This is a genomic window from Bradyrhizobium sp. USDA 3650, from assembly GCF_054057395.1.
On the sequence record NZ_JBSRZG010000001.1, the window covers coordinates 3,134,046 to 3,159,855 of the forward strand.

The following is a 25,810-nucleotide window of genomic DNA, read 5'->3' on the forward strand; positions in this document are numbered from 1 at the left end:
TCGCCCTCGTCGTCGTTTGCAGTTGTATGCGAGGCGGCCCCGCCGCCCGTTCAGTCGTCAAGATTGCGGCCGCAGCCATCGTGCAACGATCAACCCACCTGCATGAGTGTTATGCATGACGTGTAGCCCCGCACCGATATGGAGCCGGCCTTAGAAAGAGCTGCGAGATGGTTCTGGCGGACGCTTGCGCTACTTTCGCACCCCGCATCCAGCCCAACCATCCCTCGGTGAAGGATGCCGCAGTTGCGATCGCGATCGTTGACGTTAAAGCGTCACCCGCCATCGTAGTGGTCGAACGGGCGAGCCGGCTTCGTACATCCCGGACAATGGGCCCTGCCTGGTGGACGATGCGAGGCCGGCGAGAGCGTAGATTCCACAGCTCGGAAGGAGCTGGCTGAAGAGACAGGTGTCCTTGTTCGAAAGCGGGACTTTTTAGGTCGCCTGGACGATTATGTGACGCGCTCTGGTTACAGGATCAGCCCTGTCGTCTTATGGGCGGTGCCCTGGAGAGGATCTTTCGATCTACAACAATCCGAGTTGGCAAGTGCTTTCACCGTATCGCTAGAGCACCTATGTACCGACGACGTTTGCGAGTGGTTCCAGGTAGGAAGAAAGCGACCGTCCCGGGTTGCGCATCGCACTGAACGGCAGTCATCTCTACGCTCCTGCTGCGGCCATGGTATTTCAGTTCAGAGAGCTCCTTCTCGGACGAAAAACTCGCGTCTACGACGTTGAGCAGCCTCACTTTGCCTGGCGTTGAACACGGGCGTGAGCTGGCAAAGTATTTCGAGGCTTACGCGAACGTTACGGATAGGATGCTCGAGCTGCTGCAGCGCGTGACCTTCCAAGACAGAAAGACCTTAGATGCTCAGAATCGTATCTTCTCGATCACGAGCCACAATGACCTTGAGGTCGCTTCGGCTTCTAAGACCCTCCTACTAGATTTTGCCGAGGTCGGACGTTCCCATGCTCCGGGCACCTATGACTTCAAAATTCGGAAGAGCGGAACGAAGGACTTCTCGACGGCCGGCCTGACCATGTCTGCTTGACCGGCTCGACCCACAACGCGCGCCCAAGGGACAAGGCAGGAATTGCCCTTCTAGCCGGACTTCAGTGGCTAAGCGTATCTGCAAACGAGAATTGCCGGCCCTTTCACAATGGCTAGGCTTCGAGCCGTCGGACAGCCAAGCCGCAAAGGACTACCGCGACCGCTACAAGGAACCTCGGGCAATGCCCCGCCATGTCTTCACGGGCAGATGATCATCAACGAAACATTCGACCGCATGCCCGGTGCCGCCATACCGGGATTCAAGCAGGGCACCGCCCTCCTCGTCATCAGTATCGGCAGGCCAACTGAGCTGATTCCACGAAAGTGTGCGCCGTCACGCCGGCAGCCACTCCTGTCAGGGCGGAGCGCAGGTCCTCGACGCGGCGACTGATACCTGTACCGCTTTCGCGCGCATGCGGCGGCACCATCGTCACGTCCACCACCTCATTCGCGCCCAGGCCGGCCGCGCTTGTTGTGATGGGCACGGCGCCCATAGCGCCACCTGACGGCTATTCGCGCCGAACGGCCGCCCCGATCGACCAAAGTCGAGCGGTGTTGCTCCACGCCGTCGCGGAAGTAAACCCCGCGTGGTGGTACAAACGCGGTGGTCGTCGTACTTGGCCACGCGAAGCCGAGCTGCCGGTGCAACCCAGGCTTTGACCGGCGCGGCTTTCACCGGCACTCCACTGTTGACAAAATGACATATTTTGACAAATAGTCAAATCAAGCTTAACGAGGAGCAGTTTGAAATGAACGGTGCGGAAAGCCTGGTCAGAACCTTAGTGAACGGCGGAGTTGAGGTCTGCTTCGCTAACCCAGGCACATCGGAGATGCACTTCGTAGCCGCTCTCGACCGGGTCGAGGGCATGCGCTGCGTCCTTGGCCTCTTCGAGGGCGTAGTGACGGGAGCTGCGGATGGCTACTTTCGCATGAAGGGCACCCCGGCCTCAACCCTGCTGCACCTTGGCCCCGGCTTGGCCAATGGGCTCGCCAATCTTCACAACGCTAAGAAGGCTCATTCCGGCGTCATTAACATCGTCGGTCAGCATGCGACTCATCACATCGCACATAACGCACCGCTAACGTCGGATATCGAAGGCCTGGCACGGCCGATGTCAGACTGGATCCGAACCTCACCGAGCGCGAGGTCGGTCGCGGCGGACGGGGCTGCGGCTATCGCCGCCGCCAGAGGCGCGCCACCGCAGATAGCGACCCTGATCCTGCCGGCCGATACGGCTTGGAACGAGGCTGAGGGCTCGGCTAAGGTACCCGAGGACAAGCCGCGAAGCTTCGATCCTCAAGCCGTCGAAACGGCCGCACGCATCCTCCACCGGGAGGGGAGCTCCACTCTCCTGCTCGTCGCTGGCAGCTCGCTCTGCGAACGGGGGCTGGCCCTCGCGGAGCGTATTGCCGGCAAGAGCGGCTGTGCAGTGTTGGGAGAGACCTGTCACCAACGGATGGCGCGCGGCCGCAACCGCTTTTACGTTGGCAGGGTTCCATATGCGGTCGACCATGCGATCGAAACCTTGAAGGGTTTCAAGCACATCATCCTGGTAGAGTCCAACAATCCCGTCGCGTTCTTCGCCTATCCGAACAAGCCGAGTTATCTCAAAGCCGAGGACTGCGAGGTGCATCGCTTGACCAACTGGGGCGAGCAATCCGTTGAGGCTCTCGAAGCTCTCGCATTGGCGATCGGGGCGACCCCCAAGGACGTCAAGTTGCAGCGGCTTGACGAGTTGGTCAAACCTACCGGCCCCTTAACGCTGGCAGCCATCGCGCAGGCCATCGCGTGCGCGATCCCGGAAAACGCCATCGTTGCAGATGAGTCGATCACCACCGGTCGGGGCTTCTTCCCTCCGACGGCGGCCGCCCCTCCGCATGACTGGCTGCAAGACATGGGTGGGGCAATCGGCTATTCGACGCCGGTCGCTACAGGTGCCGCGGTGGCCTGTCCTAATCGGAAGGTCTTTTGCATGGTCGGCGACGGCAGCGCGATGTACACGTTTCAGTCGCTATGGACGCAAGCGCGCGAGGGGCTCGACGTCGTTACGATCGTGTTCGCCAACAGGAATTATAATATCTTGCGTGGTGAATTCGACAACGTAGGCGCCGGTGAGCCTGGCAAGCGTGCCCGCGATATGCTTGGCATCGACCGGCCCACAATCGATTTCGTGGCGCTCGCAAAAGGTTTGGGTGTGCCCGGTTGTGCGGTTCAAACGGCGGACGAATTCAACAAAGCCCTCGCGGAAGCGGTGCAATCGTCTGGACCTTGTCTGATCGAAGTCCTGATTTAGGGCATCGCCGATGCTCCGATCGGCACCTGTGTTTTCATCACCTGTAGGCTCTCGACCGCCAGTGTCCCTAAGGAATGAGCGATGGCCTTCAGAAAGCCAAGCTCACAAGAGCCGCCGGGCATCTAATCGCAGTCGGATCGTGGTTCCGCTGGGATGGCCAACAATGGGGAGAGCTTCGCTGGATCCCGCCCGAAGCGACTACGACATCAGACGCATGAATCCGGGGGACCGATTGTGATATTCACAGGCTAAGACGCCTGAACGGCGAAGATCGCGGCGCGATCGGCTCGTGGGTGAGCGCTCGACGCGGATCAAGTAGCTGAACGATGCTTATCGACATGAGATCGTGACGGCGAAGTGAAGGCACAAACGAAAATTCGACTGGGCAGAATGATATAGGCTTGGGTTGTGACGCTAAAGCGGGCACTTCTGCAAGTATCTCCGGTTAGATTCTCGCCACTGAACTCTGGCTCTGACGAGTTTCACCGAGGTCTTCAGTCACGGGGCACCGTAAAGCCGCACCTGGAGGAGATCGATGTTCCCCCCGGCTGTACATCTGGCGTTTGACTAGCTTGAGCCGGGTAATCCGGGCTTCGGCCTGAATGTTGACCAGGTGCAGACGGTCGGTGCTCCCACAGCGGCTTCGTTCGGGCGGACGCCCTTCGCAAGGAAGCGACCATGCTATTGGAGGTGCAATCGCGCCATAGTCGGCAACGACCGCACACCGTTCTCGATCGCCGCGATCGTGACAGTTTCAGCCTTTGCGGACCGGTGGTCATCGACCGGGCGATGGTCCGGGCCGACTGGACTCGCGCCGGGCTGCTCTCATCCGCCCTTTTGGCAGGTCGGCGGCGCGCCCATTCCGAGATCGCCTTGAGGCCGCAGTGCGTTGCGGCCAGGAGACGCGCCCGACGACTAGCCGCGTGTTCATCGAAAGCCTTTCGGCTTCATCGTGCGCCAGAGAGCGGCTGCGTTTCGCGCTCCCGCGTCCCATTGCGCCTCGAGCCAGGGCAAGTGAGCATCCAAATAACTTTGCCGAGCCCGAAACACGTGCTGCGTTCGCCTCGAACGATCCAGTAATACCCGGTGCGCTTGACAACCTACTTGATCGGCACGCCCTTCTGCCACGGAGCGAGGACCGCTGCGTTTATCTCCTCGCGCCGCAGATATTCGTCACATTGCAGCTTCTCCGGCGCCTTCAGAAGCGGACGATTGACCACAGCGGCGCCGATAGTGCTGCGGATCTGGTACATCGACTTGCTTACGGCATCGAGGAAGGCACGACGGCATTCTCCATCAGGTGCCAGCGGTCGGCGACCTTAACGGCCTGCGCCAGCACCGCCCCAGTCACCCCCATCGTATGGATGACTGGCTGATGATGGAGCTAGGCTTCCGACGTGGCGGCTGATCCGGACGCTAGGCTGTCGCATATCCCTTTCAAAGGATAGGAGGGCCTAACGTCTGAGACGTCGCCCGATAGGCCTTCCAAGTGTTCGCGAGGAGGCATGCGATGGTCATCGGGCCAACGCCTCCAGGAACCGGGGAAAGGTATGCCGCCCTGCCGATAGCCTCGTTAAAGGCAACGTCGCCGACCAGTTTCGGGCCATCGGCAAATGCGACCCTATTGATCCCAACATCCAGGACGGTAGCGCCGACTTTGATCCAATCGCCTTTAACGAATTCAGGTTGGCCCACCGCGGCCACGAGAATGTCGGCCCGTCGACATTCGTCGGCAAGGTCACGCGTTCTCGAATGTGCAATCACTACCGTGCAGTTCTCCCTAAGGAGAAGCTGCGCTATTGGTTTTCCGACGATGTTGGACCTGCCAATTATAATTGCTCGCCTGCCTGCCAAATCACCAAGGGTTTGTTTGAGCAGAATATTGCAGCCAACAGGCGTGCAAGGGACGAAACCGTCTAGCCCGAGCGACAACCTTCCAGCGTTCACGGGATGGAACCCGTCGACGTCTTTGTCTAGATCGATTTCGGACAATATTCTTTGGGCGTCGATGTGCTTCGGCAAGGGCAGCTGCACAAGGATGCCGTGTACTTGCCTGTCTCTGTTCAGCTCGCGTACCAAGTCGAGAAGTTGGTCCTCAGAAACTTCGGCCGGCATGCGATGTTCGAAGGATTGCATGCCGACTTCGACGGTTTGTCTCAACTTATTCCGTACGTAGACCTGGCTCGCGGGGTCCTCGCCAACGAGAACAACCGCTAAGCCAGGTTTTCCGCCGACCGGGAGTCGGGCGATCTGGTCCTTGAGACGCTCCCGCAGCTGAGCTGCGATCGCTTTGCCGTCGATCAGTTTGGTTTCCACCATGGGATTAATCCTTGAAGACAACTGTCTTGCTTCCGTTCAATAGAACCCTGTCCTCGAGATACCAGGCCAGAGCGCGGGCGAGAACCCGTCGCTCAATATCCCGGCCCTTGCGGACGATGTCCTCAGCAGAATCTAAGGCTTATGCGCTCGCCGCCCTGCTCGATGATCGGGCTTTCATCAAGGTCTGCGGTGACATATGAGCCGTCGCGCCAATCAATTTCACTCCCCGCTCATATGCTTGCTGGTACGGCTTCGCGCCTTTGAGCCGGGCAGGAAGGAGTGATGGATGTTTATGCATCGCCCAGACAGCGCCACGGACATATCGTCCGAGAGCACCTGCATATAGCGGGCGAGCACGACGGTTTCAGTGCCTGTGACCTCTACGAGCTGCAAGATTTGCGCCTCCTGCTGCGCCTTGGTTTCCCGCGTAATCGGGAGGTAATGAAAAATGATCCCATCGAAATCAAGGTGCCGATAGGCCTCGCGAGGATGGGAAATAATCACGGTAATCTCTATGGGGATTTCACCGATCCGCCATCGATACAGCAGGTCGGCGAGGCAATGGTCGAATTTGGAGACCAGTAGGAGGACGCGTCGAAGTTCAGAGCGGGACCGGATGGACCATTTGAGCTCCAGCCGGTCAGCTGTTGAGGCAGAGCCATGACGCAATCTTGCTAGCGTGAGTTTTTGCCGTCCACAGGATGAAAGCGTCCGGCGAAGAACAGACCGCCGTTCACATCGTCGAACTGCTGGGCTTCCAGTATGTTGCAGGCAACTTCGAAGAGGTGGTTGCATACCCCTACACCACCATGACGGCGAAACGCTTCGGAGGCTCATGCCCATGCAGGCTAGGCGCAGTCACCGAACCAGCCAGCAATATAGACAAAAACGAGCCTAGTAGCTTCTCCTAGCTCTCGAGCCAAACGCTATCAGCGAAGTTGAAGCCGCCGAGATTCCCCGTTGGCACAGGAGTGAGCCCCTTCACCTTGGTGGAAATTGCATCGAGGTAGTTGACGAAAGCGGGGATCGCATTGCCGCCCTGTTCGTAGATGATCCTCTCGATTTCCCAGAAGACTTCCTTGCGTCTGGCTGGGTCGACCGTACCACGCGCCGCGTCTATGAGCTTATCGAGCTCTGGCTTTTTGAACTGGGTGTCATTCCACTTGGCGTCCGACTTCCAGGCCAGGGTGGCCATGATGGTTTCCGTCGGCCGAGGATTCCACCCCGCGACATGGAAAGCGCGCTTCATCCAGACGTTCGAATAGTATCCGTCGGCCGGCTCTCGTCTCAGGTTGACCGTAAGTCCGGCGCGGCCCGCCTCTCGTTGCAGAACAAGCCCCATGTCGATGCTGTTCGAGACGGCTTCCGATACATGTAGATCGACGCTGGTATTCTCCATCCCAGCCCTTTTAAGGTGGAACTTTGCCTTCTCGATGTCGACCCCACGCTGCGGCAAAGAGCTATTGTACAATGGGCTCTGCGGCATAACGAAGTGATCATTCGCGATCACGCCGTAGCCCTTAAAGACTTGATTCACGACCCGCTCGCGATCAAGTAAATTTTTTATGGCTAAACGGAAATCGAGATTGTTCGTGGGCGCGCGATCACACATCATCGCGAACTGAATGAAATTCGGGCACTGTGTTGAGAAAACCTCGATCCCAGACGCCTTCTTCACATCGTCGATTGCATTCGGGCGCAATCCCGACATCATTTGAATGTCGCCGGCCATCAACGCATTCAGCCGCGCGGCCGGGTCGCCGATGCCAAAATATTCGATCTCATCGACGTAGGGCCGCCCCGATTTAAAGTAATTCTCATTCCGGGTCACCAGCGTACGGACGCCAGGCTTGAACTCTTTCATCCGGAAAGGGCCCGTGCCGATAGCCGTCGAGAAGTCGGTCGTCCCATTCTTGAGGATCATAAATCCGAACGTGCCGAGTAGGATTGGGATGTCGGCATCGGGAGCTCTGAGCTTGATTCGAATCGTGTCCTTGCCGTCCGCGCTCACGTCAATGATATCCTCCACCAGGCCTTTGGAGGCGGAGGCAACCTTTGGGTCCTTATGACGCATGATTGAGTACACAACGTCATCTGCGTCGAGCGTTTTACCGTCCTGGAACGCAACACCTTTCCGAAGCTTGAATTGCCACTCGGTCACATCCTTATTCGCTTCAAAGGACTCGGCGAGCTCGGGCACGGCTTGCCCTTTCTCATCGATGCGGGTCAGACCATTATAAAGCATGAAGCCGCGCGCATAGTCGGTACTTTGAACAAATCTCGCTGGATCGAGCGTGTCTTGCACACCTTGAACGTGAGCTGCAACCCGCAGCTGCCCGCCGCGCTTGGGTTGCGCCACGGCTCTCGAAAGGGGTGATGCATTCGCGGCGAGTGTCACACCCGCGGCAAGTAGCGATTTGTTCAGATTGCGACGGTTCAGCATCTGGTTTGTCATTTAGCCAACCCTCCCGAGATTGACGCTGCTCGTTTCTTACGCCGCGGCGCAGTGCGCTTGTGAAGTTCATCAAAGCTGCTGGGTCAGGACCTACGCTTCAGCCATTCTTGCTTGACCATCAGGTCGCGTAGTCTGGGCTTATGCGGTCGAGCCGACGCTTGAGCGCCGTCCACGGCCGTTGGCCCTTGGTGTTGGGACTACGATTGGACTGCGCTGCCGTACGAGCGGCGACTTCGCTGGGTGGTAGAGCGATTTTTTGTCCACCCTGCGTTGCTGCGAGCTGAATGCGGCAGGATTGCTCCATATAGTACATGTTAAAGAAGCCTTCAGCGATGGTACGACCGACCGTAAGCAAACCGTGGTGCTTCAGGATCATTACGTCTTTGTCGCCGAGATCGCGTACCAGCCGTTCGCGCTCGTCGAGATCGAGCGCGATGCCCTCATAGCCGTGATACGCAATGCCGCCGTAGAAGCCCATTGACATTTGATTCAACGGTAATAGCCCCTGCTCCTGCGCAGCCACTGCCATACCCGCCAAAGTATGCGTGTGCATGACACATTGAGCATCATGTCGATTCATGTGCACAGCGGAATGGATTGTGAAGCCTGCGCTGTTGATCTTGGATTCTTTCTGCTCCTCAATCGCGTGCCCCTCAGGGTCAACCACGACGAGGCTAGACGCCGTGACCTCGTCGAACATCAATCCGTACGGATTGAGGAGAAAGAGATGCTCCTTGCCGGGGAGTCTTGCGGAAAGGTGAGTATAGATTAGGTCGTCCATACCGAAATGGGCGATCAAACGGTACGCTGCGGCCAGATCGCAGCGGACCTCCCATTCCTGGGCATCAATATTCCGCACTTGCTTTTCTCCTCTTTTTGGGCCGAGACCGAGCAAACCGACACTATGTGGACCCGAGGCTTGGCGCTCTCATTCGCGAAGACAACCTTTTTAGCACACGAGCATCATGTCACTCCGGAGCATGTCTGCTCACCGTCCGTTTCGACGGACACATGGGACATCCCCATTCGGTCAGCAAAGTGACTTTCGCTAGCGGGCGCGGTGGCAACAGCGGCTCCATTTCCGCAACAAGAGCTAGGGCTCCCCGGCCGTTCAGCAAGCTCCTCGAATTGGAGTAGTCGGCGAGAACCAATCGGGTCACAGCGATGTCCTAGTCGGAACTGCGCTACTAATCGCTGACTTTAACGATGTGACGACGCGGAAATCCGGCAAATATTGAGCCCATTATGCAGGAATGCAGACTGACATCGAGAAGACTTCTGACAATCTGACCGAGGACGAGTCGACCTGTCGAGCCGCGCATTTCGAATGCAAAAAGCATCGCCTTAACCCGGCCGCCGGTTGTATGGGCTCGGATCGCGCGCACATTTCATCGTGCTTGGGCTGCGGAAAACTCCGTGCATACCTCGTCCAACAGTTGCCAGGCGTAAGGCGCAAAAGATCGCCAAATGTCGAGATGAAACGTTTCGGGGGCCGTTCGGGAAAGAAGGATTGTCGCCTTCGCCAAGACGGTACGAGTGCAAGCGCCTACTGGGAACGCTGTTTCGGACAGGTCCAGGGGACAAGCGTGATTTAAGACGTACTCGGCACGTGGACCTGATATCGCAAAGACCTCCGAACGGTGACTGACATCAACAATCGAGCATGCTTGAGCATAAGCACGCCACGAGGCGAGTACATGACATTTTCAGCTCCTGACTAAGCCGCTCCCACAGCTTCAGGGCGTGATCGTAGAGTCTGGCGCTTTCGTCGAATAGGTAGCAGTTCGAACGGACGATCGTCGTATTTCTTGCTGCGTTGCCGCCGCCAATCCATCCCCGCTCAACGACTGCTACGTTTGAAATTCCGTATCGAGTCGCCAGATAGTAGGCGGTCGCGAGCCCATGCCCGCCGCCGATGATAACGTCATTGTCGCGCTTCCGGATTGGGCGAGCGCCATTGGCGTTCCCAGTTGGTGTGCCCGCTAAGTCCGCCGCGTAGCAAAGAAAAGCCGGAGAATCTCTTCATAGGACCCTTGTGGCTTGATAGGACCCTATAGGACCCTTGGGGGTTGACTCCCGAACGATACCGCTCAGGTGACCTTGCGACGAGCACCGAACCGCCATCACGATTGTACGCAGGCGACACGGTAGTCCAGCGAGATACTTGCGGAATTCGGGCCAAGTCCAGCTAGAAGGACATTCTCCGTACACCGCAAAGCGGGCCCGAGCTTGGCGTGGCCCTAACCTGAAAGCGCGAGGGCAGCACCAAGAACAAATAACGCCCCCTGAAGCAAATTGCGCCTCTCGAGGGTTTTCCATGTTGCGCCTGCGTCCTGAGAGGCGGCTACGCAAATGGTGTGCAGCCCCAACAAAGTCGCTGCGATCCAGGAGCCAATTGTGAGAACCACTTTAGCTTCCGGCACTGACGCCGCATGAAGGCTGATTTCTACCGGAAAACCCACAAAGGCAAGGCAAATAAGAACCGCCGGCGCTTGCTTGGCAAGTGTTTGGCGGAAACTTGGGCACACGACCATGATTTCCCTTTGCTCCGAGTCGCTAGCCTATCGTATTATTAACCGTCACCGCGCTTCTTAAGGAAGAACATGAATCTCTCAGACGACGTAAGAAAGAGTGATGAACTGTTGGCTCAACTCAGCGCGAAAGGTATGGAGCCCGTGACAACAGAGCATCCACCGGTTTTTACGGTCGAAGAAGCTCGCGAATTGCGAGGCCAGATAGATGGCGTTCACACCAAGAATCTATTTCTTCGAGATGCAAAAAGGAACTACTTTCTGATCGTGACCGACGAAGGTGCAATCGTGGACCTGAACGCGCTAGCACAGAAAATTGGTGCGCGAGGGAGGATGTCCTTCGGTTCTCGCGAAGCACTTTTGGAGCTGTTGGGTGTTCAGCCAGGTTCAGTATCGTTGTTGGCAGCATGTAACGACACCGCGCTGCGGGTGACCGTAGTGCTGGATGAGCGAATACTCAGCGGGCTGGTCATTAACTGTCATCCTCTTATCAACACGCGCACGACGTCTTTGTCGCAAGAGAGCGCCATCGCGTTCCTTAGATCTTCTGGTCACGATCCAATCGTTGTTTCCTTGGGAGCCGACCGCGCAGCTACACAAAGCTGATCTGAACGCCCGAACGTCAACGCGGAATGATTCCAACAGACGATGTTCTGGCTGGCGCAGTTCGTGGCGACGCCAAAAGATCCTTTTAGAGCGGCCTCCTCACTTCCAGTCGGAAAGAACAATTCGAGCATCCCGCGATTAGCGGTTTGACCACCATGCACTCGGTTAGCCTCTACCCTTGCGTATCGCGGGGGATTCCCCCGGTTCGAACTCGTCGCTCTCGTCACAAAGCTTGCCCACGTGAGCACTCTGCACTGAACGCACTCAAGCCTTGTACGCATGCGACATGATTGTCTTAGCGCTAGATAAATTGGCGTGAGGCGCTAGAACGATTATACATTGGGCGATGTGTCTCGAAATGGAGTTCTGCATGGCAGTTTCGAGGGTGCGAATTTGACGCCCAGCTACAGCGATCAAGGATGCCTTAGAATAGGCGATCAAAGTCGACCCTCGTCGGCCGCTTCACCTGGCTCGCTTGGGCAACAAGTCGATACTATTTTCGTGCATGGCCTCAGAGTGCGCGTCGTTGTCGAGAGTAGCAACATAGGAGCAAAAACGAGGCAGCACGGTCAAAATCTCTGTCTGAACCTGGACATATCAGCGGATCTCAATCGGCCTGCTGTCACTGACAGCCTGGCAGACACAATCAACTACGCCGATATCGTTGCGAAGATTGCTGAGATCGCCGCCAAGGAAGCTTATTGCTCGATGATGAGTGCATGCGCAGCATTCGCTGATGCCATACTTTGGTGTGACGCCCGGGTACTCTCAGTCAGAGCGACCGTTAGCACCTGCTGTACCTCAGGTGATCCGTTTCTTTCTGCGGCAGGAGCTACGGTCGAGCGCAAGCGTGTCCCAAGTGCGAAGAGGTGAAAACCTGACTGCGAGGCCAGGCACACTCAAAACATGGCTATTGCAGATAGGGACGGCGTTCCTTTTGAAGAAAGCCAGTCCAGTCCGGAAAGCTCCGATTGAGCGCTTCCGCCGTTGAGGCACGGCCGTCCGCAGGCAGTGCGGCGGCAGCATCTTGTCTATTCTGAATGATCGTCCGGATGGCATCGGCCCCCCCGCTCCTCATCGCTGAGGGCGAACATCCAAACGTAGCGCGGAAGAGACGGTTGAAGTGAGACGGGTCGGAAAAGCCCGCTTCGAACGCAATTTCCGTGATGCTTTTGGTCGAGTTCGCGAGCAACCAAAGACCGTAATAGGTGCGGAGGGCTCGCGAAAATTCTTGAATGCTCTTGCCAGCAATCTTCCGAAAAAGCCTTTCAAGCTGACGCTTCGATAGTCCGATCTTTGCTGCGATTTCCTCAACTTTTGGCGGAGTGCTTAGGTTCTGCTCGATCAGCAACATGGCGCGCTTAACTCTCTCATCAGCCACCGGCCCAACTCCCGGAGGCTGAGGCTGAGCATCAAATGCAGAGCGCGCCTTGTCCGTAAGCATGATGTGCAGGCCCTTCTGCACCAAGCCCGGCCCTAGATGACGCTCAATCATCCATGCGCCGAGATCGAGAGCAGCCAAACCACCCGGGCATGTTATGAAACTTCCATCTACAACAAATAGTTGGTCCGCGACCGGAACGACACCTGCATACCTCTCAAGAAAGTCGAAGAAGTGAAACCAACTGACGCAACATTTGCGTCCCTTTAGAAGACCGGCCTCGGCAAGGGCGAAGCTGCCGGTACATACCCCGACGATGGGGATACTTGCCGCTGCGACTTTCTGCAGAAACCTCAACACCACCGGATTGTAGTTCATTTCTCTGCTAATGAGGCCCCCGATCACAACAACATAGTCGAATCTTTCCGGCTGACTAAATGTTTCCCAGGGAACAACCTGGAGGCCGCAGCTCGACGTAATCGGATTAAGGTCAGCTCCGAGCACGGTCCAGGAGCATCGCTGGGGCCGACTCCGATCTCCCTCGTCGGCCGAAAGCCTTAGAAGGTCTACCATGCAGGAGAACGCTGTAAGTGTAAAATTCGGCAACAGAACAAAGCCCACCGACAGAGAGTTTTGCGGTGCCCTTTGCTTCCGGCTGTTCGGCTGGTTCATCTTACGCTCGCAACTCGACTGAGGGCCTCATGATTCGGGCAGTCACGCGCGGCTTGTGCGTCCGTTTGCGACCGTGAGCATCGTAGGATAGCTACTCTACCGAGGACCACCGATCGCCCGCCAGCGGAGAAATGTCGGGCGTAATGGCCGTCCAGCAGGCCGGTTCCGAAACAAAGACCTACGGCATTCCGGTGTCGGCCGTTAGAATCCCCCGTACTGAATTCGCTATATGGGCACCAAGGGTGAGCATATCGAACGAACCATCGCGAATTTCCTGCTGACAAACTGCCACGTTTTGACAAAATGTCAAGAGACTGTCGCAAGTAGGGCGATAGCCGACCATGGCGGCTTGTGTTCATGGCTACCGGTTGCCGAGGCGGCACACGCGGCTAGGCATCGCCTTGCAGGATCTACTCAACCCCATTCGGTGCGCCTCGTCCCGGAAGCCATGCACGTGCTCGTCAAGAGCGTTCCCTAGCAGCTTGCGGTCGGGCGCAAAGTCCGCCGCCTGAGCATGGCCATTCACCGGGCGAACCCGTCTCGTCCCGATCTTCTCGCGGTTCCGTTCACGTCCACGCTCGGTCAGCCACCGCCCGCTTGCACCGGCTCGACAGACGGCATCAAGCGCAACGCGTGTCGCGACTGTGATACCGGATCGACGCATTCGTGCTGTCCGCATCCGGAAGTATCGAGGATAAGAAATTCGCCAAGGAGCAACCGCTCTGCTCTCATATCTGGGCTTTGACAATCACCGAAACTGGCGCAGGTGAAGTATTCGCGGATTCGGAAATGCAAGTCACTCAAACTAAGCCGGGTTTCAGCAGTGCCCCCACGCAATTGCTGCTCACGCTTTCGTGCCCTGATCGACCCGGCATTGTTGCATCGATTTCACATCATCTGCACGGGTGCGGTGGAAACATACAAGAGGCGCATCAATACAGTGATCCTGAAACAGGGCAATTCTTCATGCGGGTGGCCTTTGATATTCCCGAGCAGGTCGAGATTGACTTGATCTGCCACGGATTTGAGGCCATCGCTGAGACCTTTGGGATGAAGATCAATCTTCGCCGCCGCCGTGTTCGGCAAAGGGTGCTGGTTCTCGCGTCGAAATCTGATCACTGCCTCGCCGACATTCTGTATCGTTGGCGGACGGGGGAGCTGGATTTTGAGCTTGCAGGGATCATATCGAACCACCCCCGCGAGACCTATGCTCATCTCGATTTCGATGGCAGCCCGTTCGACTATTTTCCTGTCGCCAAAGAAACCAAGGAAGATCAAGAACGTCGAATTTGGGAGGTTGTACAAGAGCGGAAGGTCGACCTGGTAGTTTTGGCAAGATACATGCAAATTCTTTCCGATTCTCTCTCTGCGAGACTGGCAGGATGTTGCATAAACATACATCATTCGTTCTTGCCTGGGTTCAAGGGCGCGAAGCCTTATCATCAAGCTCATTCGAGAGGCGTGAAGCTGATAGGCGCTACCGCGCACTACGTCACTGGTGATCTCGATGAGGGCCCAATCATCGAGCAGGACGTCGAGCGAATCTCTCATCATGATACTCCCGAGGACCTTGTGCGAAAGGGACGGGACATCGAGCGACGGGTGCTCTCACGAGCCATTGCGTGGCATTTGGATGGGCGCGTTCTTCTAAATGGCCACAAGACTGTGGTCTTTCGAGATTGACCAGGTAATGGCAGCTCAGATCATAGACGGCAAAGCCATCGCCGCCGTCCTTCGCCACCAAGTCGCCTCGAAAGTCGACCGGTTTGTAGCGACCTACAATACCGCACCGGGCCTTGCCGTTGTCCTTGTGGGCGAGGATCCAGCAAGCAGCATCTACGTCAAAAGCAAGATTCGCTTCGCCAACCGGGTCGGTATTAACTCTTTTGAACACCGCTTGCCCGCGTGCGCGACTGAGCAAGAGTTGATCGAACTGATCCTTGCTCTCAATGAGGATCCGGCCGTCGATGGCATACTCGTTCAATTGCCGTTGCCTCGGCACATAGATGGTTGGCGGGTATTGGAATCTATCGATGTGCACAAAGACGTTGACGGCTTCCATCCGTACAATGCAGGTCGTGTCTCTGTCGGCCGTCCCATGCTAGCGCCTTGCACGCCGCTGGGAGTTATTCACTTGATCCGAACGGTGCTGAACGACCTGGACGGCCTTGATGTCGCGGTAGTCGGACGGTCAAACTTGGTAGGAAAGCCCGTTGGTGTGCTGCTTGGCGATGCTGGCTGCACCGTCACAGCTGCGCAACTTCAAACAAGGGACCTACCCGGCATATGCAACCGGGCCGATGTGATCGTGGTTGCAGCTGGATCACCGGGGCTTATTCGCGGTCATTGGGTTAAGCCGGGCGCGACAATAATCGATGTGGGGATCAATAGAGTTTTCCCACCCGGCGTCCCGAGTCGAATTGTCGGCGACGTTGATTTCGAACAAGCACGAGAAAGGGCGGCCTACATTACTCCCGTCCCCGGAGGTGTAGGACCAATGACAGTCGCTTACCTTCTCAGGAACACGATGACGGCCGCAGAGTCTAGACGAACCGCTCGTAATTCGCGAGTCTCTGCCGGTTAACGAGAACTAATACCGTGCCACACGTCCGCCCAAGTCCCCTTTTCTGAAAAGCCGATCGCGCCTGCCGCAGAACATAAGCTCACCGTCGGCCGATGAGCGTTTTAGTCGAGGCATGCCCGACAAGTTCCAGTTCGTCAGTGCGACACGCACTCTAGCTCGGCTTTGATGCTGGTGACTGATTTACATCAGAGTTGCCACGGATTTGCCTCGCAGAGCTATCGGTTTCGAACAATTAGTTTTGTCAGCGTTCGGATCGCAGTTCTAAGATCCTCATCCGGAATACCCTCAATCTGTTTCTCCTGAAACAGGTGCCAACGGCGTCTGATCGCTTCTCGCAGCTGCTTTCCCTCAAGGCTCAGCCTTACGCGTCCATCAGGCTCCAAGATCAGAAGTGACCGCGCCTTAAGTTCGTTAAGCGCGTCTTCCGCTTCACGTTGGCCGAGGTAGGTAGCGGTTGCTAACGTGTCAAGTTTGGTATCCGGCGCCAAATAGACTTGAGCTAAAATCCGGGCCTCGGCAGTCGTAACACCTTCCGCAAACCGATGTTCGTCGAAGCGCGCAGACATCACATTGTGCGCCTCAAATATCAAGGGAACGATCTGATTATCAAAGCTGTCGAGCGCCGGAGTTTCTTCTGACCCTGGGGTCGGCGAGATTGACGGATGGCTGGAGGCGATACCATACCCGCCGTGCACAAAGAGCAGTGGCTCGCATTGATACCGCCTGGCATGTTCTGCCCGTCCAATCAGGATCACGTGGTCACCTCCGTCGTAACGGGCAACGCATTCGCACTCAAGATTGACAACGCACCCGTCAATCAGGGGTACGTTGGATAGTCCTTCATGCCATCGGATCTCAGCGAACTTGTCATCGGACTTGCTAGCAAAGTGGCTGGCGATGCGTGTCTGATCCACCCCCAGCAGGTTGACAGCAAACCGGCCACACTTCTCGAACAATCTGAAACTACGCGAAGCCCGGCTGATCGACCAAAGAACAAGGGGTGGGTCGAGCGAAACCGAAGTGAACGAATTAACCGTTACGCCGGCGCGTTCTCCATCGACTGCAGTGGTTATGATTGCAATTCCGGTGGCATACTGACCTAAACAGCGCCTGAACAGACGCGGGTCTTCCGCCGGATTGCCTTCCTCTATTAGTGCCCCGGGGCTGGCTATACCCGCCGTTGCAGCGCTTTTAACCATTATGGACATTGGTGCACCTATTCGACAATTGATTGGCGACAGCATCAAGCCGACTGGCTCTCACGCGCCGCCTGATGCTGATAGCGGCTCGGCGGGGTATGGAGCCCTAGATTCTCGCGAAGAGTCTTGCCTTCGTACTCATCTCGGAACAGACCTCTCCGTCGAATCTCGGGCAGCACCAATTCTACGAAATCGTTCAGACCGTGCGGCAAGTGCGTCGGTGTGATATTGAAGCCATCGGCCGCACCGCCGTCCATCCAAGCTTCCATTTCGTCGACGATGTCAGCCGGCGTACCGACTACCGTGTTGTGCTCCTGGGCCATGCCGAGCTTCTTATACAGCTGGCGTATCGTCAGCCCCTCGCGTTGAGAAAGCTCCCAGTACATTTGCGCACTGCTCCGCAGTCCCACACTTTCGAGATCTGGCTTCGGCACCGGCCCGTCGAGCGGCAGGTGCGAGAGATCGCCAAAAGAGCGGTAGAGCATTGCCAGTCCTACCAGCGGATCGACGAGCCCTTCGAGCCGCTCAAACTTTGCTCTAGCCTCGGCACGCGTGGGCGCGACTATCGGCGTCAGGCCGGCCAGCATCAATAGGTCGTCACGATTACGACCATAAAGAGGTAGCCGCGCCTTCACTGAGTTATAGTAACTCTTTGCCGACTCGATGTCCTTTTTGGCGGCGAACACGATGTCACAGTCTCGGGCAGCAATTTGTTGTCCGACTTCCGAAGTGCCCGCTTGCACCAAAATCGGTCTTCCTTGGGGGGAACGACGCACACTGAGTGGGCCACGCACCGTAAAGTGCTTACCGCTGTGATTGAGGACATGAAGCTTCCTTTCATCATAGAAGATACCAGCCTCCTTATCGCAAACGAAGGCATCGGCATCCCAGCTATCCCAGAGTCCTGTTACAACGTCGACGAACTCCTCGGCTCGTTCATATCGCGTGTCATAATCCAAGTGCTTGGCACGATTGAAATTCCAAGCTTCCTGGTCAGACCAAGAGGTGACCACATTCCAACCTGCCCTGCCCGCGCTGATCTGGTCCAGCGAGCCAAATTTTCGCGCGATGTGGTAGGGCTCGTTGTAGGTGGTGGAGGCCGTGGCAATAAGGCCGATATGCTTCGTGAGAGGCGCTAGTGCTGACAAAAGGGTTAGCGGCTCAAGCTCAACGTTCTGACGGCTTCTACAAAGACTGCCGCGTGGATTGTCGTCAGAACGGATACCGATACCGTCGGCCAAAAAGACCAAGTCGAGCTTGTTGCGTTCGGCTGTTTCGACAATGTTGAGAAAACAACGAAAATCCGAACTACCGTCTGGTTGTACCTCTGGAAGTCGCCAAGAGCCGCCATGGTAACCCATGTAGCGCATCGAGATCCCAAGCTTCATCTTACGTTTGGTCATGATCGTCGATCCCTCCATGTTGCGATGGTTACCGCTGGCTTACGGATGTTTGCCAAGCTGCAAAGTCCACCATCGACCACTTACCGCAGCTCAAGTCATTTCTTGGCTTACCTAAGCCCCACCGCCGGAGCCTGTAAACGTCGAAAAAAGCTAACTTTGCCGTAAGCCTTGCTTACTCCAAAAGGTTGCTCGCGGACGAGCTGACGTCGGCTCTGTTGTTATTCCAGTACTTCACTGGTTTAAGTTTCCCGGCACGAGTTCGCGCACAACCATTATGACTCGGCCATTTCTGCAAGTGCAGGGAGCTTTACGGGTCGCGCATACGACATTTGCGCCGAACGCTTGATCTCAGCGAGTGAGGCTGGTTCCCCGCTCAGTCCAAGGCGATCACTCTTGCGATCGTGAGAAAGCTCGTGCATGCAGCGTCGAACGCTTGCGCCCGGTGCATTGCCTGCATCGGTCCTGCTGTCAATCTCAACAGGCGAGCGGTAATAGCAGTACAGTATTCCTCCCATACGGTTTAAGCGTCCCAACATCGATCGCGCGCTGCAGCGCTGGGCTCGCGAAAGGTAAGACCAAAACTCAAGGCAAAGTTGAAGCGTTGAAGCTGTGTTCGAGCGCGGCGCAACGCTCATGTCCCTGCCAGGAGAAACGCTAGACGGCTATCGTCGTGACAGAACCGCAAACCGACGACCATCTTTCCCCGGTCCCGGCCTCCTGAGCTTGATCAATCGATCTGCTCGCCCAGCAAAAGGTTCTGTCCTCAACCTCGATTGGCTCCGTCGGCGCTGCTGGATGCACGACGCACGAATCGAATGATCCGATTATGGAAATTAGCCAATCATTTTTCTACGCATCAACTCAACCACTGACCTTGAAGCAACGTGTAATCCAGTCAATGAAAGCGCCTGCAGCAGCAGAGCGTATGCCGTGCAGCGGAGTTACCAGGTGGAAAGCATGTCGCACAACCTTAGGTGAGAGTACAGGCTGAACCAGTGTCCCGTTCGCCAAAAAACGATCAATCAGCGGTGGTCCGATCAACGCAAAACCTTGGCCGTCTAGGGCTGCCTGTACGAGGTTCGTGTAGGTGTTGACAGTGATTCCGCCAGGTAACTTTCCAACGTGAATGCCTTGCGTGCGGAACCAAGACGACCAACGCGTCTGTTCGTCGTAAGGACCGTCCAGTTCGATGAGAGGGTGTCTTACGAGGTCTGCCGCCTCAATTTCATCGAGACCACAGGCGTTCAAATAGCTAGCCGTGCAGGTCGGGCTGATCTCCTCGCGAACAAGCAGCGTTGAATCTAAATCTGAGAATGGCGGCTCTCCATAACGAATGCCGACATCGATGTTCTCTTGGGCCAGATCTAGCGCGGTATCGGAAACGATAAAGCGCAATTCGATCTTTGGGTGGACAGTTTGAAACGTAGTGATATTTGGCAGAAGCCAATACGTGGTGAAGCCCGGGGTTGCGCTGATGCTGACTACGTTGGACTCGGCCTTTTTGCTGATCTCTATTGTCGCATCCAATACCTGCGCGAGTGCCGCCGACACCGCCTTATGATAGCGAGAACCGACTTGGGTTAACGCTACTGATCGCTGTTTACGATAAAAAAGAGGAGTGCCGATGAAGCTCTCCAAAGCTTTGATCTGCTGACTCACTGCCACCCGCGACACGTTTAGTTCGTCAGCCGCCTGGGTAAAGCTGAGGCACCGTCCAGCTGCTTCAAATGTGATGAGAAGAGAGGGCGGCGGGAGCGCGAAGCGTAGCCGTTGCATAAAGCTGTGCTTACCAGTCGACCGCCGATTCTGCAAACTTTTTAGATGCTGACCCACCTATGAAACCCTTAATCTAGCAGGTAGCGAGCGCAAAACCAAAAGGTCGCGTCCAGAGGAGATGGTAAAGTAGAGCTGACGTATCGGCAACTTCCCTTTCTGCGCAACGATTCTGACCCAACAGCTGCTTCGTGGTAGGGCGTTCCTGGGCTGTGAGGCCCCCGTCGGGTCTTTCGTCATCGCGTGTCCCTGTCTCCGTTCGCTTGACGTCCCTGGAAACGCGAGGACTCTGTCTCAACGCAAACGGCGAAGACGACCGCTTCACGTGCGCGGTCGCGGCGTCCAGCTCGGCCGTTTGGTAAGCACCGGCTTGCTAAGGCGCGAGCACGTCGCCGAAGCATGTAGCGGTTTTCGCTATATGAAACGTGGGCTTGTTCTTCAGAGGCCCCCTTCCTTCGCTGGGAAGGCGCCCTCCAAACGTGGGTGTCCTTGCGTGATGAGCTGAGGTTGGATGATCGGCGGGGCGGCTATCAGGGCAACAGACGATCACACCTCGATCCGAGGTACAACGAGCGCGTCGAGGGCAAGCACCCCCTCCGATGTCACAATAAGCGGATTGACGTCGATTTCAGCGATTACATCGGCAAGATCCCTCGCAAGCACAGAGAACCGCGCGATCGTGTCCGCGAGCCGGTTAAGATCGACAGGAGCCTTGCCACGCGCCCCCTCGAGAAGCGGGCGCACGCGCAACCGACTGAGAAGTTGGTGGGCGGTTGCCGGACCGAATGGGGCCAGCGCATGCTGAGCATCGCGCAATACCTCAATCCATATCCCGCCTGCGGCGACCACCACGAGGGGCCCAAACTGGGGATCGATTGTCAGGCCGAGCGCCAATTCGACGCCTTTAGGTGCCATCCGGGTGACGAGAACGCGCGGACCGATGCGGGATGCGAGATCCGCCCAGGCAGCCTTCACTGCGGACTCGTCCCCGAGGCCCAATTTAACGCCGTCGCGTTCCGTCTTATGGAGGATTCCGGGCTCCGCCGTCTTGAGTACAGCCGGAAAGCCGATCTCACGGGCAGCCGCGACAGCCGCGTTGGCTGTCTCCACAATCCGCGACGGCGGACTCGCAATGCCATAGTCGGCGAGCAGCTCAAGGGCCTCCGCTTCGCCCAGAGGCGTCCTGCCACGCAGTGAGGAGGACCAATCTTTACCTGGAGCCGGACACGGCGCAGGATCGGCAATGCGCGCCAAGAAATCACGATGCGCCAGCATGTTGCGCACCGCCTTGAGCGCCGGCAAGGTGCCGTCGAGGACCGGTATTCCGTCCTGCGTCAGGGCAAGGGAGGCCTTAGGGTTGCGTACGCGGCTGAAGTTGCTCGCATATGCGATTGGTTTGTCGGTTCGAGCAAAGGTGCGGCGCGCCGCCTCAACAAAGCCGTCATGCACTTGATTTCCATCGCGCAGGTCATTGAAGAAGACACCGACAGCAGCGTCGGGATCATCTACCAAGCTTGTGAAACAATCTGCGAATCGTTCGACGAACTCGTCGCCCGTGCCCCATGCATCGAGCGGATTAATTGGCTCAAGCCCGTGCTCCAACCGCGCCGCAAGACGCGACACAGTGGCCTTACCAATCTTGGCGAAGGGAACCCCGACATGGTCGGCGAGATCTACGATCATCTCCCGCTCGCCGCCGGAGTCGCCGATCGCCACAAGGCCGCCCTTCGCCGGCCGCCGCGGCTGCGCGAAGAGTAGCAACGACGTGGCTAGTTCATCGAGCGTGTCGACCTGCAAGACGCCGTAGCGGTCGAACAGCGCCCGATAGGCGGCGTCGTTCCCCGCGATGGCCCCCGAGTGGCTGACCGCGAGGGCAGCGCTGGCCTCCGTCCGCCCAACCTTTAGGACCACCACAGGAACAGACTTCGTCGCCGCCTTCTCGAGCGCTGCCACGAAACCACGCGGATCTCGGACTTCCTCAAGGAAGAGGCCAATGACTCGTGTTTCCGGCTGGTCAAGCGCATAGTCCATGTAGTCTACGGCTGTTGTTGTCAGCTCCTGCCCCGCGGAGATCGCCAGATTGAAACGAAAGCGTGGGTCATTATGCGCGAGGGCGCCAAACGCAGAACCGGCATGGCTGATAAACGTGATCCCACCTGCTAACGGCTCGCGCTCCGTAGCGAACGCCGAAGCCCAGACCTTCGCGGCGTCGTTATAGAAGCCCATGCAGTTGCCCCCGCAGATCTGCAGTCCGGCCTCGCGGGCCAAGCGCGCGATCCTTTTCGTAAGCGGTGGATGGGTGTCGTTTTCTAGATAACCACTGGCGAAGATCACCGCCGCACGGGCCTTCGCAGCTATCGCCCGCTTTACAGCCTCTTCAAGTCGCATATTGGCGACGGACAGAATCGCCAGATCGACCGACTTTGGCAGTGCCGCCATTGAGGGCCAGCACTGATACTGTTCAATCCGCTCGTACTTCGGATTCACCGGATAGATTTCGCCCGTGAATCCCGCTTTTTCGATCATGCGCAACATGTCATTGCCAGGTGTATCCGGGCGGGGACCGGCACCAACGAAGGCAATAGAGCGCGGCGCCAAGAGCGGGGCGAGGAGGTGAGTCATTTAGAGAGTACCTTGATTTTCGCGCTTCAGTTGCGCGCGGGAGTGCGGGGCGGCTTACGATCCTTTGCTTCCCCAGTCGCGAGCTTAAGATAGTGGTAGACAGCAGCGCGGCTGATCCCAAGCCGTCCGGCGATTTCGCGCACCGTGCCTCGCATTTGAAACACACCCTGTTCGTGCAAACGTCGCATTAAGTCGATGCGATCTTCACGGTCGAGGAGGTGTGGCGGTCGATTGCACTCCTCGAGCTGGCTATCGATAACTTGCCGAAGTGGGAGCGAACTCGGCAAGAAGGTCTCGTGAATCTCTTTCGGATGCGGCTCTGTTCGAGTGAGCTGGGTAATCGCTCTTTGAGCCATAAGCAGGTCGCTGGTGCAAAAATTGATTGCAAGGTAAGCGACCGTTTTCCCGTCAACCACAACTGGCAGCACACTAACCCTCAGCTGCCTGCCATCTGGAGCAACCGATCCGTAGTTGAACAGCGGCTCTCGAAGATCCTGCAACTCGGCATCGCCTACCGCGATGCGTGTCATAAGGTCGCCCACACCCCGGCGGGTAACGTGCCCGTTGCCTATAGCAAGAATACGGGGCGGCGAGGCCCGATTGTCATGCAGCGCGACCTCGCAATCTTTTGTTATGCTGCGCGCGATCTGAGGCACAAGCTGCGCCAGCGCCTCCAGGATATCTTGCGCACGCTGCTCGTCCTGCACCCTTGCCCGGTTGGTGCCGTTTCCTGCTTTGCGCTTCATCGCTCAGCCCTCCCTGCGCATTGCCGCCATTTCAAGCGCATTCCCGACTACGGACCGCTGCCGCCACGAATCTGGTCCACGCAATCGACAATCCATCACGACTTTTCTGAAACAAAGATCTCCACCATTGGGGCGTCGGCCCTTGTTATCGTGCCGTACCAAAGTTGCGATTTGGGCATCAAGCGTCAGCATGTCGAAAGAACCGCATTTCTCGCCCACTGGGCGAACGTGTTGACAAATTGGCATAGTTTGACAAAATGTCAAGAAGAGGCGCCGCTCCGTGACGCGAGAAGATGAACAGTATCGATCGGTGTGGGTGCGAGCAAGATGGCCAAGAAGATGCTGAACCGTCGCGATTTCAACAAATTGCTGCTCGCCGGCGCGGCACTCGCAGCCGACGGGGTGCCAGTACGAATCGCATCCGCGCAACCGAGCCGCGGTGGACGGCTACGCGTCGCGGCTCATATCCAAGGCGCTCAGGACGCGCTCGATCCTGCGAAATTCATTCAAAGCACGGAATATGCGCGCGGCTTCATGCTCTACAACGGGCTCACCCGTATCGATGGGGCTGGGGAAGCTGTGCCTGAGCTTGCGGAGTCTTTCGAGGCAAATGGCGACGTAACCGAATGGTACTTCAAGCTTCGGAAGGGCGTGACGTTCCAGGATGGGAAGACGTTCGATGCTGAGGACGCCGTGTACTCGATCATGCGTCATAAGGACCCGAAGGTTGCCTCTGCTTCCAAGGGCCTGGTCGAAGACATTGTCGACGTGACGGCAGATGGAAAGGACGGCGTTCGGATCAAACTCAGCGCGCCGAATGCCGACATCCCTGTCCTGCTCGGTACGTTCGGCTTTCTGATCGTAAAGAATGGGGCGACTGACTTCTCGACGGCGGTCGGGACTGGCCCCTTCCGGCTCAAAGAGTTCAAGCCGGGCGTCCGCACCGTTGTGACCCGGAACGAGAATTACTTCAAGTCGGGGCGACCCTATCTCGACGAGATCGAGTATTTCGGTATCGCAGATCCAGTCGCACGGCTGAATGCCCTCATCGCCGGCGATATTCACATGATGTCGGACCTGCGACCGAATGCGATCGACGAAGCAAAAAGAGCGTCGGGAATTGAGGTGTTCTCGACGCGGTGCCCCCGCTTCGTTGAGTTCGCAATGATGTGTGATCGGGCGCCAACGAACAATCCGGATTTCCGCCTCGCGGTCAAAAACTTGCTCGATCGCGAACGGATTGTGAATCAAATCTTGAAAGGCTACGGCGTCGTCGCGAATGATCACTTCGTGATGCCGCAGAGCCCGGTCTACAACAGCTCTCTGCCGCAGCGCGGGGTCGACATCGACAAAGCAAAGTTCCACTTGAAAAAAGCGGGCATGGAGAACGCCAGTGTTGAGCTCCACGTCTCGGAAGCCGTTCAGAACAGTATTGAGATGGGGCTTGTGCTGCAGCGCGAGGCCGCTCGTGCCGGACTTACGATCAACCTGAAGCGCGAGCCATCCGACGGTTACTGGTCGAACATCTGGATGAAACGGCCATTCCATGCTGTCGATTGGAATCCGCGGCCGACGGAAAGTATCATGGCGACGCTAGTTTGGAAGTCGGGCGCCAAATGGAATGACACTCAATTCAAGGATACGCGCCTAGATCAGCTCATCGATGCTGCGCGCGGTACCGTCGACCTAGCCAAGCGCAAGGAGCTCTTTTGGGAAATCGAGAAGATCATCTACGAGCAGGGCGGGAGCGCGATCCCAGCTTTCGTCAGCTATATCGATGCTATCTCGAGCAAGGTGAAGGGGCTGAGTCCCATCCCAACGGGCAACCTTGGCGGCTTCAACTTCGCCGACAGCGTTTGGCTCGAGAACTAACGGATCACTTGCTTGGGCGGTGAGGACATCATTAGCGCATGTCCATGTGTTCGAACGACTTTATCCGGGATTAGGCTGCCGAAATGGCGATCTCCTCAGGCGATCAGTGACGAACATGAACCTGACCGCGGCTAGCTCCGCCCAGATCGGGGAGATCATCGCGTCCGATCCGAGCAATGTTGCTGCCACTTTGACGAGGGCCCCTGTTGCGCGCGCGGGTACAGCAGCTGTCAATCAATAACCACATCTCAGGGAACTAGCAGGCCTCCCGAGGCTTCCGCGCGCGCCGATCATCTTTCCGAGGC

The 25,810-nt window shown here is 57.1% G+C and carries 20 protein-coding genes and 3 pseudogenes; 8 read left to right on the plus strand and 15 right to left on the minus strand.

Translation table 11 applies throughout. The annotated features are described in order from the left end of the window. Positions 1-321: 321 nt before the first annotated feature. Positions 322-735: pseudogene (locus tag ACVIN2_RS14565) on the plus strand (NUDIX hydrolase); the annotation flags it as partial. An 80-nt stretch (positions 736-815) separates the two neighbouring features. Continuing rightward, positions 816-1,049: a hypothetical protein gene (locus ACVIN2_RS14570; protein WP_456766101.1), complete on the plus strand. Its 234-nt coding sequence runs from the start codon at positions 816-818 to the stop codon at positions 1,047-1,049. Between the two features lie 286 nt (positions 1,050-1,335). On the opposite strand, the gene ACVIN2_RS14575 is transcribed toward ACVIN2_RS14570, so the two are convergent. Next, a complete protein-coding gene (locus ACVIN2_RS14575; RefSeq protein ID WP_456766102.1) occupies positions 1,336-1,542 on the minus strand; it encodes a hypothetical protein in 207 nt (68 codons plus the stop codon). 255 nt (positions 1,543-1,797) lie between these two features. Between ACVIN2_RS14575 and ACVIN2_RS14580 the strand changes: the two genes are divergently transcribed. Continuing rightward, entirely contained in the window at positions 1,798-3,342 is a 1,545-nt protein-coding gene (locus ACVIN2_RS14580) for an acetolactate synthase large subunit (protein ID WP_456769723.1), read from the plus strand. Between the two features lie 1,100 nt (positions 3,343-4,442). On the opposite strand, the gene ACVIN2_RS14585 is transcribed toward ACVIN2_RS14580, so the two are convergent. The 8 genes and pseudogenes from ACVIN2_RS14585 to ACVIN2_RS14620 form a co-directional block, all read right to left on the minus strand. Then, positions 4,443-4,595 (minus strand): hypothetical protein, encoded by a 153-nt coding sequence (locus tag ACVIN2_RS14585; protein WP_456766103.1) that lies wholly within the window; start codon positions 4,593-4,595, stop codon positions 4,443-4,445. 184 nt (positions 4,596-4,779) lie between these two features. Beyond that, positions 4,780-5,661, minus strand: a complete 882-nt coding sequence (gene folD / locus ACVIN2_RS14590; RefSeq protein ID WP_456766104.1) for a bifunctional methylenetetrahydrofolate dehydrogenase/methenyltetrahydrofolate cyclohydrolase FolD — start codon at positions 5,659-5,661, stop codon at positions 4,780-4,782. A gap of 4 nt (positions 5,662-5,665) precedes the next feature. Next, positions 5,666-6,446 (minus strand): annotated as a pseudogene (locus tag ACVIN2_RS14595) (formyltetrahydrofolate deformylase); the annotation flags it as partial. Positions 6,447-6,568: 122 nt separating this feature from the next. Beyond that, positions 6,569-8,116, minus strand: coding sequence for an ABC transporter substrate-binding protein (locus ACVIN2_RS14600; protein ID WP_456766105.1), 1,548 nt, complete (start codon positions 8,114-8,116; stop codon positions 6,569-6,571). A 118-nt stretch (positions 8,117-8,234) separates the two neighbouring features. Beyond that, positions 8,235-8,975 (minus strand): class II aldolase/adducin family protein, encoded by a 741-nt coding sequence (locus tag ACVIN2_RS14605; RefSeq protein ID WP_456766106.1) that lies wholly within the window; start codon positions 8,973-8,975, stop codon positions 8,235-8,237. A 529-nt stretch (positions 8,976-9,504) separates the two neighbouring features. Further along, positions 9,505-9,774 carry a sarcosine oxidase subunit gamma gene (locus ACVIN2_RS14610; protein WP_456769724.1) on the minus strand — a complete coding sequence of 90 codons (270 nt, stop codon included), beginning with the start codon at positions 9,772-9,774 and terminating at the stop codon, positions 9,505-9,507. A gap of 5 nt (positions 9,775-9,779) precedes the next feature. Continuing rightward, a pseudogene (locus tag ACVIN2_RS14615) lies at positions 9,780-10,142 on the minus strand (FAD-dependent oxidoreductase); the annotation flags it as partial. 214 nt (positions 10,143-10,356) lie between these two features. After that, complete coding sequence (locus tag ACVIN2_RS14620) at positions 10,357-10,650, minus strand: hypothetical protein (RefSeq protein ID WP_456766107.1); 294 nt, start codon at positions 10,648-10,650, stop codon at positions 10,357-10,359. A gap of 69 nt (positions 10,651-10,719) precedes the next feature. Here ACVIN2_RS14620 and ACVIN2_RS14625 point away from each other — a divergent pair, with 69 nt between their 5' ends. Together ACVIN2_RS14625 and ACVIN2_RS14630 are read left to right on the plus strand one after the other, a co-directional pair. Further along, on the plus strand, positions 10,720-11,253 hold the full coding sequence (locus tag ACVIN2_RS14625) for a prolyl-tRNA synthetase associated domain-containing protein (protein ID WP_456766108.1): 534 nt from the start codon (positions 10,720-10,722) through the stop codon (positions 11,251-11,253). Positions 11,254-11,769: 516 nt separating this feature from the next. Beyond that, the gene (locus ACVIN2_RS14630; protein ID WP_456769725.1) at positions 11,770-12,126 is read left to right on the plus strand and encodes a dihydroneopterin aldolase; all 357 of its coding nucleotides are present in this window, start codon (positions 11,770-11,772) and stop codon (positions 12,124-12,126) included. Between the two features lie 37 nt (positions 12,127-12,163). Here ACVIN2_RS14630 and ACVIN2_RS14635 read toward each other — a convergent pair whose 3' ends face one another. Continuing rightward, on the minus strand, positions 12,164-13,306 hold the full coding sequence (locus ACVIN2_RS14635; protein WP_456766109.1) for a GlxA family transcriptional regulator: 1,143 nt from the start codon (positions 13,304-13,306) through the stop codon (positions 12,164-12,166). Positions 13,307-14,095: 789 nt separating this feature from the next. On the opposite strand from ACVIN2_RS14635, the gene purU reads away from it, so the two are divergent. Continuing rightward, positions 14,096-14,989, plus strand: a complete 894-nt coding sequence (gene purU, locus ACVIN2_RS14640; protein WP_456769726.1) for a formyltetrahydrofolate deformylase — start codon at positions 14,096-14,098, stop codon at positions 14,987-14,989. Next, complete coding sequence (gene folD / locus ACVIN2_RS14645; RefSeq protein WP_456766110.1) at positions 14,958-15,890, plus strand: bifunctional methylenetetrahydrofolate dehydrogenase/methenyltetrahydrofolate cyclohydrolase FolD; 933 nt, start codon at positions 14,958-14,960, stop codon at positions 15,888-15,890. Before purU ends, folD (ACVIN2_RS14645) begins: the two co-directional genes overlap by 32 nt. A 215-nt stretch (positions 15,891-16,105) precedes the next feature. Here folD (ACVIN2_RS14645) and ACVIN2_RS14650 read toward each other — a convergent pair whose 3' ends face one another. The 5 genes from ACVIN2_RS14650 to ACVIN2_RS14670 all read right to left on the minus strand — a co-directional run bounded on the left by ACVIN2_RS14650 (position 16,106) and on the right by ACVIN2_RS14670 (position 23,633). Next, complete coding sequence (locus ACVIN2_RS14650) at positions 16,106-17,098, minus strand: flavin reductase (RefSeq protein WP_456766111.1); 993 nt, start codon at positions 17,096-17,098, stop codon at positions 16,106-16,108. A 35-nt stretch (positions 17,099-17,133) separates the two neighbouring features. Continuing rightward, a complete protein-coding gene (locus ACVIN2_RS14655) occupies positions 17,134-18,492 on the minus strand; it encodes an LLM class flavin-dependent oxidoreductase (RefSeq protein ID WP_456766112.1) in 1,359 nt (452 codons plus the stop codon). Positions 18,493-19,353: 861 nt separating this feature from the next. Beyond that, positions 19,354-20,325: a LysR substrate-binding domain-containing protein gene (locus ACVIN2_RS14660; protein ID WP_456766113.1), complete on the minus strand. Its 972-nt coding sequence runs from the start codon at positions 20,323-20,325 to the stop codon at positions 19,354-19,356. A gap of 486 nt (positions 20,326-20,811) precedes the next feature. Next, entirely contained in the window at positions 20,812-22,887 is a 2,076-nt protein-coding gene (locus ACVIN2_RS14665) for an acetate--CoA ligase family protein (protein ID WP_456766114.1), read from the minus strand. A gap of 26 nt (positions 22,888-22,913) precedes the next feature. Further along, a complete protein-coding gene (locus tag ACVIN2_RS14670) occupies positions 22,914-23,633 on the minus strand; it encodes a helix-turn-helix transcriptional regulator (RefSeq protein ID WP_456766115.1) in 720 nt (239 codons plus the stop codon). Positions 23,634-23,960: 327 nt separating this feature from the next. Between ACVIN2_RS14670 and ACVIN2_RS14675 the strand changes: the two genes are divergently transcribed. Continuing rightward, positions 23,961-25,505, plus strand: a complete 1,545-nt coding sequence (locus ACVIN2_RS14675; RefSeq protein WP_456766116.1) for an ABC transporter substrate-binding protein — start codon at positions 23,961-23,963, stop codon at positions 25,503-25,505. Positions 25,506-25,810 lie beyond the last annotated feature (305 nt).

Coding starts and splice junctions, on each gene's coding strand:
- ACVIN2_RS14655 (WP_456766112.1), bottom strand. CDS start 18,492: ATGACCAAACGTAAGATGAAGCTTGGGATCTCGATGCGCTACATGGGT.
- ACVIN2_RS14670 (WP_456766115.1), bottom strand. CDS start 23,633: ATGAAGCGCAAAGCAGGAAACGGCACCAACCGGGCAAGGGTGCAGGAC.
- ACVIN2_RS14570 (WP_456766101.1), top strand. CDS start 816: ATGCTCGAGCTGCTGCAGCGCGTGACCTTCCAAGACAGAAAGACCTTA.
- ACVIN2_RS14620 (WP_456766107.1), bottom strand. CDS start 10,650: ATGGTCGTGTGCCCAAGTTTCCGCCAAACACTTGCCAAGCAAGCGCCG.
- ACVIN2_RS14665 (WP_456766114.1), bottom strand. CDS start 22,887: ATGACTCACCTCCTCGCCCCGCTCTTGGCGCCGCGCTCTATTGCCTTC.
- ACVIN2_RS14650 (WP_456766111.1), bottom strand. CDS start 17,098: ATGTCCATAATGGTTAAAAGCGCTGCAACGGCGGGTATAGCCAGCCCC.
- ACVIN2_RS14625 (WP_456766108.1), top strand. CDS start 10,720: ATGAATCTCTCAGACGACGTAAGAAAGAGTGATGAACTGTTGGCTCAA.
- folD (WP_456766110.1), top strand. CDS start 14,958: ATGGCCACAAGACTGTGGTCTTTCGAGATTGACCAGGTAATGGCAGCT.
- ACVIN2_RS14635 (WP_456766109.1), bottom strand. CDS start 13,306: ATGAACCAGCCGAACAGCCGGAAGCAAAGGGCACCGCAAAACTCTCTG.
- ACVIN2_RS14575 (WP_456766102.1), bottom strand. CDS start 1,542: ATGGGCGCCGTGCCCATCACAACAAGCGCGGCCGGCCTGGGCGCGAAT.
- ACVIN2_RS14675 (WP_456766116.1), top strand. CDS start 23,961: ATGGCCAAGAAGATGCTGAACCGTCGCGATTTCAACAAATTGCTGCTC.
- ACVIN2_RS14600 (WP_456766105.1), bottom strand. CDS start 8,116: ATGACAAACCAGATGCTGAACCGTCGCAATCTGAACAAATCGCTACTT.
- ACVIN2_RS14580 (WP_456769723.1), top strand. CDS start 1,798: ATGAACGGTGCGGAAAGCCTGGTCAGAACCTTAGTGAACGGCGGAGTT.
- ACVIN2_RS14585 (WP_456766103.1), bottom strand. CDS start 4,595: ATGTACCAGATCCGCAGCACTATCGGCGCCGCTGTGGTCAATCGTCCG.
- folD (WP_456766104.1), bottom strand. CDS start 5,661: ATGGTGGAAACCAAACTGATCGACGGCAAAGCGATCGCAGCTCAGCTG.
- purU (WP_456769726.1), top strand. CDS start 14,096: ATGCAAGTCACTCAAACTAAGCCGGGTTTCAGCAGTGCCCCCACGCAA.